The 13,577-nt window shown below is 69.6% G+C and carries 12 protein-coding genes; 6 read left to right on the top strand and 6 right to left on the bottom strand.

Features of this window, described 5'->3' with window-relative positions; all coding sequences use genetic code 11:
• The first annotated feature begins 30 nt into the window (after positions 1–30).
• From ACVJO7_RS23530 to ACVJO7_RS23550, 5 genes are all read left to right on the top strand, one after another.
• Entirely contained in the window at positions 31–1,578 is a 1,548-nt protein-coding gene (locus tag ACVJO7_RS23530; RefSeq protein ID WP_491674657.1) for a flavin-containing monooxygenase, read from the top strand.
• Entirely contained in the window at positions 1,575–3,053 is a 1,479-nt protein-coding gene (locus tag ACVJO7_RS23535) for a cytochrome P450 (protein ID WP_491674658.1), read from the top strand. The genes ACVJO7_RS23530 and ACVJO7_RS23535 overlap by 4 nt, the downstream gene beginning before the upstream one ends.
• Positions 3,050–4,300: a cytochrome P450 gene (locus ACVJO7_RS23540; RefSeq protein ID WP_491674659.1), complete on the top strand. Its 1,251-nt coding sequence runs from the start codon at positions 3,050–3,052 to the stop codon at positions 4,298–4,300. The genes ACVJO7_RS23535 and ACVJO7_RS23540 overlap by 4 nt, the downstream gene beginning before the upstream one ends.
• A 43-nt stretch (positions 4,301–4,343) precedes the next feature.
• The gene (locus ACVJO7_RS23545) at positions 4,344–5,489 is read left to right on the top strand and encodes an acyl-CoA dehydrogenase family protein (protein ID WP_491674660.1); all 1,146 of its coding nucleotides are present in this window, start codon (positions 4,344–4,346) and stop codon (positions 5,487–5,489) included.
• A gap of 382 nt (positions 5,490–5,871) precedes the next feature.
• Positions 5,872–6,117, top strand: coding sequence for a hypothetical protein (locus tag ACVJO7_RS23550; RefSeq protein ID WP_491674762.1), 246 nt, complete (start codon positions 5,872–5,874; stop codon positions 6,115–6,117).
• A 50-nt stretch (positions 6,118–6,167) separates the two neighbouring features.
• Here the strand turns inward: ACVJO7_RS23550 and ACVJO7_RS23555 are convergent, their stop codons facing one another.
• The 3 genes from ACVJO7_RS23555 to ACVJO7_RS23565 form a co-directional block, all read right to left on the bottom strand.
• On the bottom strand, positions 6,168–7,391 hold the full coding sequence (locus ACVJO7_RS23555) for an NAD(P)/FAD-dependent oxidoreductase (RefSeq protein ID WP_491674661.1): 1,224 nt from the start codon (positions 7,389–7,391) through the stop codon (positions 6,168–6,170).
• On the bottom strand, positions 7,376–7,942 hold the full coding sequence (locus ACVJO7_RS23560; protein WP_491674662.1) for a TetR/AcrR family transcriptional regulator: 567 nt from the start codon (positions 7,940–7,942) through the stop codon (positions 7,376–7,378). Before ACVJO7_RS23560 ends, ACVJO7_RS23555 begins: the two co-directional genes overlap by 16 nt.
• Before the next feature lie 82 nt (positions 7,943–8,024).
• Entirely contained in the window at positions 8,025–8,333 is a 309-nt protein-coding gene (locus ACVJO7_RS23565; protein WP_491674663.1) for a ferredoxin, read from the bottom strand.
• A 2,255-nt stretch (positions 8,334–10,588) separates the two neighbouring features.
• Between ACVJO7_RS23565 and ACVJO7_RS23570 the strand changes: the two genes are divergently transcribed.
• The gene (locus ACVJO7_RS23570; RefSeq protein WP_491674664.1) at positions 10,589–10,798 is read left to right on the top strand and encodes a hypothetical protein; all 210 of its coding nucleotides are present in this window, start codon (positions 10,589–10,591) and stop codon (positions 10,796–10,798) included.
• Positions 10,799–11,031: 233 nt separating this feature from the next.
• Here the strand turns inward: ACVJO7_RS23570 and ACVJO7_RS23575 are convergent, their stop codons facing one another.
• The 3 genes from ACVJO7_RS23575 to ACVJO7_RS23585 form a co-directional block, all read right to left on the bottom strand.
• Positions 11,032–11,643, bottom strand: coding sequence for a hypothetical protein (locus tag ACVJO7_RS23575; RefSeq protein WP_491674665.1), 612 nt, complete (start codon positions 11,641–11,643; stop codon positions 11,032–11,034).
• Between the two features lie 88 nt (positions 11,644–11,731).
• Positions 11,732–12,121, bottom strand: coding sequence for a histone-like nucleoid-structuring protein Lsr2 (locus tag ACVJO7_RS23580; RefSeq protein ID WP_491674666.1), 390 nt, complete (start codon positions 12,119–12,121; stop codon positions 11,732–11,734).
• A gap of 263 nt (positions 12,122–12,384) precedes the next feature.
• Positions 12,385–13,404, bottom strand: coding sequence for a hypothetical protein (locus tag ACVJO7_RS23585; RefSeq protein ID WP_491674667.1), 1,020 nt, complete (start codon positions 13,402–13,404; stop codon positions 12,385–12,387).
• Positions 13,405–13,577 lie beyond the last annotated feature (173 nt).

A 13,577-nucleotide genomic window follows, 5' to 3' on the forward strand; every position in this document is an offset into this window, starting at 1 on the left:
CGAGGATCAGCACGAACCCGGGGAGACCTCATGACCCAGGCACACGACCGGGACGCCGCCGGCGACCCCGATTCGGGATCACCGGCCGCGGTGCTGGTCGTCGGCGCCGGGTTCGCCGGGCTCGGCACCGCGATCCGGCTGCGTCAGGCCGGGATCACCGACATCGTGATCCTCGAGCGCAGCCGCGAGGTCGGCGGCACCTGGCGCGACAACACCTACCCGGGCGCCGCGTGCGATGTGCCGTCGTTGTTGTACTCGTTCTCCTTCGCCCAGAACCCGGACTGGTCGCGTACCTACTCGGGCAGCGCCGAGATCCTGGACTACATCCACGGGCTGGTCGAGCGCTTCGACCTCGGCAAGCTGATCCAGTTCGACACCGAGGTCACCGGCCTGGTCTGGGACGCCGAGGACGGGACCTGGACCGCGCACACCCGCGGCGGGCGCACCGTCACCGCCCGCGCCGCGGTGATGGCCGCCGGACCGCTGTCCAACGCAAGCCTGCCCGACATGCCCGGCCGCGACACCTACACCGGCACCGTGATCCACTCCGCGCGCTGGGACCACACCTTCGACCCCACAGGCAAGCGGATCGCCGTGATCGGCACCGGCGCCAGCGGCGTGCAGATCATCCCGTCGCTGGTGGAGCAGGCCGCGCAGGTCAAGGTCTTCCAACGCACCGCGGGCTGGGTGATCCCGCGCCTGGACCGGCAGCGGTCAGAGGCGTCGAAGACCCTGTTCCGGGCCGCCCCGAGCCTGCAGAAACTCGCCCGGCAGGCTTGGTTCTGGGCCCACGAGGTCTTCGCGCTCGGAGTGGTGTGGACCTCGCTGGCCACCACCGTGCTCGAGCGGCTCGCCGGCGCCTACCGGCGTCGCCAGGTGCACGACTCGTGGCTGCGCCGCCAGCTCACCCCAGACTACCGCGCCGGCTGCAAACGGATCTTGGTCTCCAGCGACTACTACCCTGCGCTGCAGCGCGACAACTGCAAGCTGATCACCTGGCCGATCGCCAGCCTCTCGCCCCGCGGCATCCGCACCGCCGATGGCATCGAGCACGAACTCGACGCCATCGTGTTCGCCACCGGGTTCGACGTGTGCAAGACCAGCGCCCCGTTCCCCGTGCACGGGGTCGACGGCGCCAGCCTCGACGACGCCTGGGCCGAGGGCGCCCACGCCTACCGCAGCGTGACCACCGCCGGGTTCCCCAACCTGTTCCTGACCTTCGGGCCGAACTCCGGACCCGGGCACAACTCCGCGCTGGTCTACATGGAATCCCAGATCGCCCACATCACCGGGGCCGTCAAGGTGCTCGTCGACCGCGACCTGCGCGCCCTCGAGGTCCGTCGCGACCGCGAGCAGGACCACAACCGCTGGCTGGCCCGCCGCCTGGCCCGTACCACCTGGAACTCCGGATGTCACAGCTGGTATCTGACCGCCGACGGCCGCAACACCACCATGTACCCCGGCTTCGCCACCCAGTTCGCCAAACACACCGCATCCATCGACCTCGCCGACTACCAGATCCAGCAGCGCTCAGTGTCCTCACTTGGCGTACAACCTGACCTTGGAGGGCGTCTGTGAGCGTCGTGATGGAGCGCGCTACCCGGGCCGCGCGAGAGCGCCTCTCGTCGGTGCTACTGGCCCCGCTGCCGACCCGGGTGGACGAGAAACTGCTCGGCCGGGCCCGCCGGGGCCGCGTCGCCGACCTGGCCCCGGCGCCGGAAGGCTCGGGCCTGCGGTCCGTTCCCGGCAACCGGGGACTTCCGCTGCTCGGACACACCCTCGACTACATCCGCTTCGGTGCCGAGTTCACCCGGGCCCGCCGGGCACGGTTCGGGCCGGTGTCCTGGACGGGGTTCCTGGGCGAGCGGATCGTGCAGGTCGCCGGGCCCGAGGCCACCCACACAGTACTGGCCAACGCGGACAAGGCCTACTCCCAGCAGGGCTGGCAGTTCCTGATCGACCGCTTCTTCCATCGCGGGTTGATGCTTCTCGACTTCACCGAGCACCGCGCCCACCGCCGGGTCATGCAGCAGGCGTTCACCGCCGAACGGCTCGCCGGCTACATCGGGCAGACGGTGCCGTGCGTACGGGACACCGTGCCTGCCTGGCCGACCGACCGGCCCGTACGGCTCTATCCGGAGCTCAAGCGACTGACCCTGGACATAGCCACCCGAGTGTTCATGGACGAACACACCGGACCGGAAACCGAGCGGATCAACAAGGCCTTCGTCGACTGCGTGCGGGCCGCCAGCTCACTCGTGCGCTGGGACGTCCCCGGCACCCGCTGGCGGGCCGGTCTACGTGGGCGGGCGATCCTGGAGCGCTATTTCGAAGCGAACCTGCCCGCCAAGCGGGCCGGCGCTGGGGAGGACTTGTTCTCGGCGCTGTGCCAGGCCCGCACCGCCGACGGCGAGGAGTTCAGCGACGCCGACGTCGTCAACCACATGATCTTCCTGATGATGGCCGCCCACGACACCTCCACCATCACCAGCGCCGCGGTCGTCTACTACCTCGGGGCGAACCCGCAGTGGCAGCAACGGGCCCGCGAGGAGTCGCTCGCATTGGGGGAGGCCCCGTTGGACATGGCTGCGCTCGAGTCCCTCGGCACGCTGAATCTGGTGATCAAGGAATCGCTGCGGCTGGTCGCGCCGGTCCCGGTGGTCATGCGCAAAACCGTGGCCCCGACCGCGCTGGAGGGCTACCACATACCGGAGAGCACGTTGGTCATGGTCGCCGGCGCGGTCAACCACTTCGACCCGACGTGCTGGAGCGCCCCCGACACCTTCGACCCCGACCGGTTCGCCGAACACCGTCGCGAGGACCGCAACCACCGCGACGCCTGGATCCCGTTCGGCGGCGGAGTCCACAAGTGCATCGGCATGGCATTCGGCACCCTCGAGGTGGCCGCGATCCTGCACGAGATGCTGCGGACCTACCGCTGGAGCGTCGACCCGGGCTATCGGCCGCGCTGGGACAACACCTCGCTGCCCGTGCCCGCCGACGGGCTCCCGCTGAGCCTGAGCCCGCTCGCCGGCCGGCCGGAGCCGTCGTGACACCCCGGGGGCTCGTGGTGGGAGACCCGGTCGCGGAGCAGGCCCTGTTCGAGGTGCTGCTCACCGACCACGGGCAGCCTGGCCCCTACGAGGGGTATCGGCGCTTGCGGGAACGGGCGGCGAGGTTGCGGACCTCGGCCGGGCTGGTGGTGCTCAGCGGGTACGGCGACTGCGAGGCCGCGCTGCGCAACCGTGAGCTGGGCAAGGTCGACGAATCGTTGGGGTTCCAGCTCGCCGGGGTCCCGGAGGAGCTGCAGCGTCGGGCGCTGCGCCGGTTCCGGCGCACCATGCTCTTTCGTAACCCGCCCGACCACACCCGGCTGCGGCGACTGGTGTCCTCGGTGTTCACTGCCCGCCACGTCGAGGCCCTGCGCCCGGCCGTGGTGCACCGCATCGACGAGCTGCTCGACGGCTTCACCGGACGCGACGTCGTCGACGTGATCAGTGATCTCGCGCTGCCACTGCCGGTGTCGGTCATCGGGGACCTGCTGGGCATCCCCGACATCGACCGCGCCGCCGCGGCGCCGTGGGTGCGCGACCTGGTGGCGCCGCTGGAACCCAGCGCCGACCTCGCTGCGGTGCAGGCGGCGGTGGACGCCGAAGACCACCTCGCCGAGTACTTCGCCGACCTGCTCGCCCACAAGCGCCGACGACCCGGCGACGACCTGCTCAGCCGGCTGGCCACCGCCCGCGGCGACGACCAGCTCGACGACGACGAGTGCGTTGGCACCGCGATCCTGCTGTTCGCCGCCGGGTTCGAGACCACCACCAACCTGGTCGGCAACGGTCTCGCCGCCTTGCTCGGCGCACCCGACCAGCGCGACCTGCTGCGTGACCGGCCCGACCTGGCCGGCCCGGCGGTGGAGGAACTGCTGCGCTTCGACGCCCCGGTACAGACAGACGGCCGGACCGCGCTCGCCGACACCACCGTCGGCGACCTCGACGTCGCCGACGGCCAGGTGGTTCTGCTGCTGCTCGGCGCCGGCAACCGCGACCCGGCGGTCTTCACCGACCCCCACGTCCTCGACATCACCCGCTCGCAGGCCACGTCGCTGTCGTTCGGCGGCGGGCTGCACTTCTGCCTCGGCGCGCCGCTGGCGCGCATGGAAGCCGAGGAGCTGTTCCCTCGCCTGCTGGCGCGCTTCCCGCGCCTCGAGTCGGCGAGCCCGTCGACGTGGCGGACCGGCCTGTCCTTCCGCGGGCAATCACACCTGCCGCTCCGTCCGGGGCCCCCGGTCGCGGCCTGACCGACCCGACTCATCGACCGCTCGATTCAGCTCGGAGGACCCCATGACCGCCACCCGACCCCCCTGGATGAACACCGACCTCGACGACTTCCGCGACATGGCCCGCACCTTCTGCGACAAAGAACTCGCCCCGCACCAGGAGCGATGGATGGACCAGAAACAGGTCGACCGCGAGCTGTGGACCAAGGCCGGTGAGGTCGGGCTGCTGTGCCTGTCGATCCCCGAGCAGTACGGCGGTGGCGGCGGGAACTTCGCGCACGAGGCGGTGCTGGTCGAGGAACAGGCCGCCAGCGGGGACAGCTGTTGGGGGGTGGCCCTGCACAACGCGATCGTCGCCCACTACGTGCTGGCCTACGGCACCGAGGAGCAGAAGAACAGCTGGCTGCCCAAGCTCGCCACCGGCGAATGGGTCGGCGCCATCGCGATGAGCGAACCCGGCACCGGATCGGACCTGCAGAACGTGCAGACCAAGGCCGTGCGCGACGGCGAGGACTACGTGCTCAACGGCGCCAAGACGTTCATCACCAACGGCGGCCAGGCCGACGTCGTCCTCGTGGTCGCCAAGACCGACCCCACTGCCGAGTCTCAGGGCATCTCGCTGCTGGTCGTGGAAGCCGAGCGCGAGGGGTTCGGCCGGGGCCGGATCCTGGACAAGGTTGGGCTCAAGGGCCAGGACACCGCGGAGTTGTCCTTCGACGACGTCCGGGTCCCCGCCGCCAATCTGCTCGGCGAGGCCGAGGGCCAGGGGTTCATCCAGCTGATGCAGCAGCTACCGCAGGAACGGCTCCTGATCGGCATCACCTCGGTCGCCGCGATGGAGATGGCGCTGCGCGAGACCCTGCGCTACACCAAGGACCGGACCGCCTTCGGCCGCGAGGTGTTCTCGTTCCAGAACACCCGCTTCACCCTGGCCGAGGCGGCCACCGAGGCACGCGTGTGCCGGGTGTTCCTCGACGACTGCATCGTCAAGCACCTGGCCGGAGAGCTCGACATCCCCACCGTGGCGATGCTCAAGTGGTGGACCAGCGAGCGCGCCATGCGTGTGATCGACGAATGTGTGCAGCTGCACGGCGGCTACGGCTACATGAGCGAATACAAGATCGCCCGGGCTTGGACCGACCAGCGCGTCCAGAAGATCTACGGCGGCACCAACGAGATCATGAAGGAGATCATCTCCCGGAGCCTGTGACGGCCCCCAGCCACCGGCGAGGGCACCCCTGATATCGACCGCTCAAGGGGACCGCCGGTCGAGAGGGCGGCGTCACGGGGCTGTCTCGCCCGTGGCGGATGAGTCGGTGCCGCCGCCGGCGACGGCGGTAGCCGCGGAGATGTGAGGGGCGATACGAGCGATGTACTCACCGAACCCGGCGTCGACGTGCCGACCGAGGGGCTCGGCTCAGCGTCCGCTCGCTGGTCGAGCTGAGCCTGGTGGCCGAGCACCGGCGTGGACATGGCGCGCTGTAGGGCGCGCTGGGGGCCGGGGTGATCAGTCCGGTGCGGCTGCCGCCGGGCACTGACCGCGCTGCCGTTGCCGCGGACCGCCGATCGGGCGGAGCGTGCTGGCGGTGGATGTGTCGCCGTGGCTGCGTTCGGATGCTCCGACCAGCGCGGACCGGCGGTTCTGTCACGTCTACGGCCGCGGCAAGGGCAACGCCCAGCTGATCCCGTACACGTTTGTCGCCGCCCTCGAACCGGGCCGCAGCTCGTGGACGGCGCTAATTGACGTGTCCGGATCGGAGCCCGCGACGACGACGCCACCGCGGTCACCGCCGCCCAGCTGCGCGCGATCGTCATCACGAAGTGCGGTTGAGTGCTAGCACTGGAGCTCGCCTCCTCACACCCCGCTGGCCGGTTCGACTTACCGGGCTCAGCGGCTGGTCGAGGCCAGCGTGTCGGCCAGCTCCTGTGCTGGCTGCCTCGTGGCTACCGGTTCACGGAGCACACGCCGGCACGTCGTCAAGGCGCGTGGCCAGTTGATGGCTACGCCGCCGCAGGTGGTGCCGTTCTGGTCGATGGCGATCTCGGCGAAGGAACGGTTGTTGCCCTGTCGTGCTACTCGCAGACAGCGTTTCGCGGCGCCAGCCTGGCCTACGACCTGAATTTTCCAGTCGTACTGGTTGGTCCAGACGTAGTCGACCGGGTCATGGGCACGGAGATCGTCAGGATGGGTGAGATTGTGAGCGACGATTCCTGCTTGTTCGACGGCGTTCGTCCAGTGTTCGGCGCGGACGCTTGTCGTGGTGTCGGGTCGCCGCCAGCGGGCGACGTCGCCGACGGCCCAGACGTGTGGTGCGCTAGCCGAGTGGCCGAACTCGTCGCATAGAACACCGTCATTGACCGCTACGTCGCTGGGGGCCAGCCACTCGTCGTTCGGTACGGCTCCGATACCGAGGACGACGGTGCGTGCGCGGCGCACCGACCCGTCGGTGAGGTGGACCTGCACTCCCGGTGGGTGGGGCATGATTCTCGTTACACCGGTTCCGAAGCGGGTCTTGACACCCCTGTCGCGGTGCAGGTCGAACACGGACCGTGCGACGTTTGCGGGCAGGATTCGGGTCAGCGGCATATCAGCGGGGTCGATGAGAGTGACGTCGGTGTGGCCGATGGACACTGCTGTGGCGGCGACCTCGGTACCGATGAAGCCGGCTCCGACGATGACCACGGGGCCGTCTTCCTGCAGGGCGTAACGGAGGGCGACGGCGTCCGAGGCGGATCGCAGGAGGTGCACGCCTGCCGGTGCGCCCCAGACCGAGGGGCGGGCTGCGGCGCCGGTGGCGACGACGAGGTCGTCATAGGTGACGGTGCGGCCGTGGGTCATGGTCACGGTGCGCTGTGCCGCGTGCAGGGTCATGGCGCGGTGGCCGAGCAGCAGTTCGAAGTCGGACTCGGCGGTTTCGCTGGCGGACAGCAGTCTGATCTCGTCCATGCGCTGGTCGCCGGCCAGGAGCGACTTGGACAGGGGCGGTTTGTCGTAGGGCGGTGTGGAATCTGCGTCGGCGATGAGGATCTCGCCGTCGTATCCGGAGGACCGCAGTGCCTGCGCAGTGCGGATCCCGCCCACCGAGGCGCCCACGATCAGAGTTGTCGGCATGCGCTCTCCTTGTCGATACGGTTTTGGGTCGAGTCGGTGCGGTAGTGGGTGCCGACGATTTGTTCGAAGTCGAGCAGGATCGCGTTGAGTTCATCGCTGTGGCGAATTGGGGCGACCAGCTGGTAGCCGGTGATCACCGAGCGACCGAGCACGGCGAGTCGTCGGGCGGTGCCAGCCTCGGCGATCAGGTCGTACAGCAGGGCGAATAGTGCAGAGTGCCATAGTTCGTCCACCCGTTGCTGGGCGTCTGCCACTGTGGCGTTGGTCGCGGCCCATAACCGCATGCCGGCATCAACGGCGTGGTCGAGTGCGAGCACGCTGGAGCGGTGGCGGAGCAGCCCGGTGCGCGATGTCCCGTCCGACAGGCCAAGGGCACGCACCTGATTTCCGTGCTGGGTCTCCCAGCGCCCGACCACGGCTTGGGTGTAGCCGTGGAAGTTGCCGAAGTGGTGATAGAAAGACCCGCTTGTCGTGCCGAGAGCCGCGCACAGTGTGGTGATCTTGAGATCAGAGGGGCCGTCGGCGGCCAGGATCTCCAGGCCTGTTTTCACGTAACAACGGCGCGACACCCCCGGGCTCGGCGTGTGGGATCGATCCGGGTCGTTCGGTGGGCCGCCGGTTCCTGACACGTTCTCAGTCGGTGAGGCGCAGAGCCCGTGTCGGGCACTGGGCGACGGCCTCCTGGACGGCCGGGCGATGATCTTCGCCGGGAGTGGCGTCGAGTAGGTCGACGTAACCGTCGTCGTTGACTTCGAAGATGTCCTCGGCGAGGGCCTCGCAGACACCGTGTCCAGTGCAGGCGTCGAGGTCGAGATGGATACGCATGGCTGACTTTTCCTGTTCGTCGTGGTAGGTGTGCGCGAGTTCAGTCAGTCGAGGCCAACCGGCAGGCCACGCACCGATCGACTCGATGCGCGGGCCCCGGGCGAGCAGCCCGGCCAACAGCGTCTGCCTAAGTGGCCCAGAACGCCCGCGAGGAGATAAAACGCCAGCAGATCCGGGATCCAGCCGCCGAGCGGGTCAAGTGCTGGTGGTCATCGTGGACGCTCCGATCCTTATCGTCGCCCGGCGCGGCGCGACCGCCGAGTCCCTACCTGCACCAACACCACCGTGGACACGAACCCACCTATTGTCAAGACAGACAGGGTCATCGCGTAAGCTTCCGAAGCGGCGTCGGCCAGCGGAGTTCGGACGGGCCGCGCGGACCTGGTGCCGGGCCTCATAACGTGTTCTCACCGCCGATGGGCGCGACGAACTGCCTACTGCTCACCATCGTCACCGCGCGGTCATCAGTGCCATTGACACACGGGGAAACTCGCCGATGCGATGATCACTGTGCGACCCGACGTCTCACCCGGGGACGCTCACGACGCCGCCGAGACCTCCACCCGCCTCGCCATCAGCCATGTCGTGCTACCTCTGCCCCGGGACGTTGCCTCGATGAACGCCGCCAACGCGGCGTCCCCGAGCGCCCGCGACGACGGCGGCCGTGCCCGGACCGCGCGGTAGTTGCTCGGGGCGATCGACACGCCGTGCTCAGCGATGCGGCCCGCGAGCGCGCCACCAGCGCCGGGATGCGGCAAAAGGAGGCGGTTGCACGGCCACTGGCGCCGAGGTCCGCGATGTCGTGCGCTGACTCGGCCCCCACGGCTGGTGTCTCAACCCACGAGAGCTCGGCCTGGTCCAGGCCGAGAACGGCTTTGGATCCGCCGTCAACCTCCCCGATCGTCATGTCGTGTGGCTGCTACGTTACGTGGTGTGACGGAGTCAGTTCCTCGGCGAGTCACCCTGCTCGCTCCCGCCCGGGCGTGACCCGGCCTGGTCGGGCTGGTCGCTGAGCCGACCCCTGCTGATCTCGATTACGCGCGGGAGATCTACACGCCCCACGGTCTGGGCCCAGCCCATGGTCAGGTGCTCGTGCGCTGGCAGCCCGACCAGCCGGAGAAAGGCACTTGGCACTGGCCCGACGAGCTGCGCGAGCTCCCCGCTCGAGTGTACACCGGCCGTGCCACTCTCCAGACCTCGCGGGACACGGCCGGTGGTGTCCAGCCTCGGCAGTGAGGTTCGTCCGCTTCCTCGGTGCCCTTCTTATTGCCCTGATCGCGTTCGTCCTCGGGGCGCTGGCGGCGAGCGCACGCGCGTTGTGGTCGGCTGGGGGCCGGTGCGGCCGCGCCCGGTGGCATGGCATGGCCGGGGCGAAGCTCTGGCCGCAACGCGGCGACGCCCTGCGCTGACCGCGCACCGTATAGTCGTTGCCCCGGTTTCGGGCCCGTCACGGGCCCGAAACCGAGACGGTGGCAGAGGACAGAGGCACCAGCGAGCGTCCCCCGGGTCCCCCCAGAGGGGCGCCCTTCCGCCCGCTCATGTCGCGACGACTTCGAATGCCTGCCCGAGGACCAGGACCCGGACCCGGACAAGGGCGAGTTGCACACCGCCGGGTAGGCATAGTGGGGGCGGGGCTACGCGGCCGGCGATAGCGCCTCGTCGCGGCTCATCAGTCTCCGTTGTGGAGCGCACTGGTCGCGCAAGGGAGCCGGTAGGTGCTCCGCCTGGTTGCCTCGCGGACGAGGTCGGCCGGCGTCAGCCGAACGGTCAATCGACGGTAGCCCGAACGGAGCTGTACCGTGGCGACCGGCCTGCTCAGCGGCAGACTCACGGCCGCGTCCCTGCCCCACCCCCCGAGGCACGGGCGCGGCCGTTCCCGTGAAGCTGAACGGCCGGGCCTGCAGGGGTACCCGCCGACCTCGCCGTCGGTCGGCGCCGCCAGGGTGGTCCAGTCCGCCGGGTCCACGGCCTGTTCGGGTTCACGGTGCTCGACGTGGTTGCGCAACCGCCAGCGCACGACGTGGCGGTCGCCCGCTCAGTGCCGCGCCCGGACCGGAGTGCCCGACACGCTGGTGCTCGGGTGCCGCGCCGGCGTCGAGCTGCTCGTGCTTGGACGCGGCCGCGGAAGAACAGCGAGACCCGCCATGACCAGCAACATCCCACCCAGACGTGGCGGCTGAGCGGGGACACGTCGTCAACCACCGTCCTCCTCGGCGAGCCGTTGGAACAGCTCTCGGCGTCCCTGCTCGCGACGGCTGTAGGTCGCCTTCCGAACCGCCTCCGGGCGCGGGTGGTGTAAGGCCTGGGCGACGTCCGATCAGCCCGAGCCGGCGGTGACCATGCGTGCGCCGGTCGCCGGTAGTCTGCACGCCATGACTGGTCCGGACCTATCACGCCGCGTCGAGCGCGCTGAGGAAGATGTCACCGCGATCTCCGACACCGTGCTGGAGATCAAGGAGACCGTGGATCGGCACACCGCGACCCTGGACGCGCACGGGCGTGAGCTGGCGGCGATCCGAGCAACCCAGGCCCAGCACGGCGAGGTGCTCGCCGAGATCCTGCGCCGCCTGGACCTTCGCTGACCGGAGTGTCCCTGCGCGATGTCCAAGACGGAGCCGGACACCGCGACCCGCGAACCACTCGCCGGTACGATTCCTCGCGGCACAACCTGGACCGGCACCCCAGCTATGCCGTATCCACCTTCTACGCCGCCGGCCAGTCCACCGACACGACAGGTCGCGGCGGCAGCTGAGTCCCCCGGATCCTTGGTGGCCGCCGACCCTCGGCCCGGCTCATTGCTCTGGTCACACCGTCTTTAGGTAAACCAGCGCCGCCACCAGCTCGGCGCGGTCCGGCGGGCAGTGGATGGCGCTTCCGGTTCGCCCGCCCAGTTCTGCTCGACGTTGCTGTTGAGCGGTCGCGGGGCGGGGTGTTCTGGAGGTGTGGTGGACAGCAGCCAGGCGACCGATACGCAACGCGGGTCGAACCGTTCGGCGCCGGAGGTATCGCTGTGCTGTTCGATGCTATCGAGTACTGCTGGGTTCAGGACAAATCGATACGATTGTATTTGCTGTTGGATCATCGCAGTGTGGGGGTCGCCGCTCGAAACGGTAGCCCCGAAATTTCCTCGACATATCCGGAAGGCGCCGATTCCGCAGAGCCGTGCTGCTGTTTCGAGTAGCAGTAATGTGACCTGGCGGTCGACTGTGTCGGTGGTTTCGGCGTTGTGGAGGTAGTCGGACGGTAGTTGGAGCGCTGGGCCGATCGCGGTGATGTCGTCGGCGGTGTAGTGGCCGTCCAGCAGGGCTACGACGCGGTGTTCCTGGGCGGGGTCGAGCGGGGTGTCCTGCGTGGCGCGCTGTGCGGCGACTGTGCGGCGGCGGGATGCGTCGCGGCTGTCGTCGAAGAGGTCGGTCACGATGTCCACACGTCTACCTCTCGCCGGTAAAGTCGTTTCTGGTGCCCGTGGCGTAGCGGGGTCAGCTGATTCGGCCACGTTGTATCCCGCGGCCCGTTTAGCCGCTGAACTGGACGGTACTCGGCGGGGAGCGGGTCGAGCCTGCGCGGGCGGTGTCGTACGCGGAGAGAACTTCGTGCGGAATGCGGCCGCGTTCGGAGACGGTGTAGCCGTTCTCGCGGGCCCATGCCCGCAGTGCTCGATTGTGTGCCCGGGCCTCGGCTCTATTGCTACGATGGGGGCCACGGGCGGTGCCGCTACGACCTGCAGTGGGGGAGGCGCGTCGGGCGGCAGCGAGGAACGGGGCGAGTGTCTGGCGGAGCTGTCCAGCGTTTCCGGCCGAGAGGTCGATCTCGAAGTGTGTTCCGTCGAGCGTGAACGAAACGGTTTCGTCGGCTTGCCCGCCCTCGAGGTCATCGACGAACCGGATGGTCTGGATCTGTACCACTGGCTCTCTTTTCGCCGTGTTCGAAGTGGTGAGCCTAGATTACAGATGTCGTTGCGCGAACAGGAACACACAAATCGGTACAGTCGGCGGGGTCCTGGGGCTGTCGGGGATCGGGCATCCCCCGAGAAGTGCGGCGCTGACCAGCACAAACCTCCGGCGGCGCCCAGCCGATCGCGCTCGGTATCACCCCGCCGTCGTCGCGGTCCTCGGTGGGCCGCGGTTCGGCTCTGAGCCCGCGGGCCTGCTCGACCGCGTCGCCGAGGTCATCGTCTGATCCGGGGTCGGCGCAGCCTACGCGGCAGCACGGTCGCTGCCGGGCGGTGGCCGTGCTGGGTGCCGCGGGCTTCGCGCAGGTGGCGCAGGTGCTCGCTGAGCGCCTCTTGTGCGGCGCGGCGGGCACCGCGGCCGGCGGGCCGGTCGAGCAGTGCAGGGTCGAGCGTAGCGGTGGGCTTGGCTGTGGGCTTCGCACCGGGGCCGGCGCGCATGCGGCCGATTTGGACGGCCCGGATCTCGCCGAGACGCCCGTGCCAGGGCCGTAGCCGTGCTCCGATGATCCGCAGGGGGTCCCGTGCCCTGGAGGCGATGTCGCCGCGGCGGTGGTCGGGCCGGTCGGGGTGATATTCGAGGGCGTGCAGCAGCCCGGCGACGGTGGCGCCTTGGTCCCACCACGGTTTGAGCAGGGCCCGGGCGCGCCAGATCTCGATCTTGCCGCCTTTTCGGCCTCCTAGGCCGAGATGTGAGAGCAGGGTGCGGGTTGCTGCGTTTCTGGCGCCGGGGGTGTCGGGGACGTCGTAGGGGTGCCACCTGGGCTCGGAGGTGAGGTAAGCCCGTCGGCCGCCCGTCAAGGGCTTAGTACCCACTGGAGTAGTGGGGAGGTCGCCACTTTCTTCCACAGTGCACTGACCTGCGGACACCGTGCCGGGCCCCTCCTCGTGCTGGGGGTCGGGGAAGCGGGGAAGCGGGGTGTGGGTGACGAGGGCGTAGGTGGGGGTGCGTCCGGTGTCGGTGCCGAGGAACTCGGCGCTGGCGCCGGGTTCGACGACGACGAGCAGACCGATCTCACGGGCCCAGGCCAGTACCCGGGACACGGTGCGCGCGGCCCGGGCTCCGGCCGCGGCGAGGTGGCCGGTGGTCAGGCCGGTGATCAGCCCGGTCTCCCAGTCCATGTGGCAGACCAGGCGGCGCAGGATCGCTGACCAGCTGGCGCGTTTGTCGGCGCGCCAGTCCTCGTCGTCGACCAGGCGGGCGAGGTGCTCGAGGGCTTCGGGCTGGGAGGTCAGCACGCGGTAGTCGTGGTCGATGAAGTTCCGCCAGCCCGGGTGCGGGGTGAACCCGCGCGCGTGCCGGGCGCGGGCGCGGGCGATCCCGCGGGCGCGTACCCGCGCGGGCGGTGGCAGTGCTCGGCTCGTCCGCCCGGGTCCGCTGGTGTGGCGGCCGGCGCGGCCGCGGGGGGTGC

The organism is Pseudonocardia sp. DxW, from assembly GCF_058448985.1.

Coding starts and splice junctions, on each gene's coding strand:
- ACVJO7_RS23530 (WP_491674657.1), top strand. CDS start 31: ATGACCCAGGCACACGACCGGGACGCCGCCGGCGACCCCGATTCGGGA.
- ACVJO7_RS23545 (WP_491674660.1), top strand. CDS start 4,344: ATGACCGCCACCCGACCCCCCTGGATGAACACCGACCTCGACGACTTC.
- ACVJO7_RS23555 (WP_491674661.1), bottom strand. CDS start 7,391: ATGCCGACAACTCTGATCGTGGGCGCCTCGGTGGGCGGGATCCGCACT.
- ACVJO7_RS23570 (WP_491674664.1), top strand. CDS start 10,589: ATGACTGGTCCGGACCTATCACGCCGCGTCGAGCGCGCTGAGGAAGAT.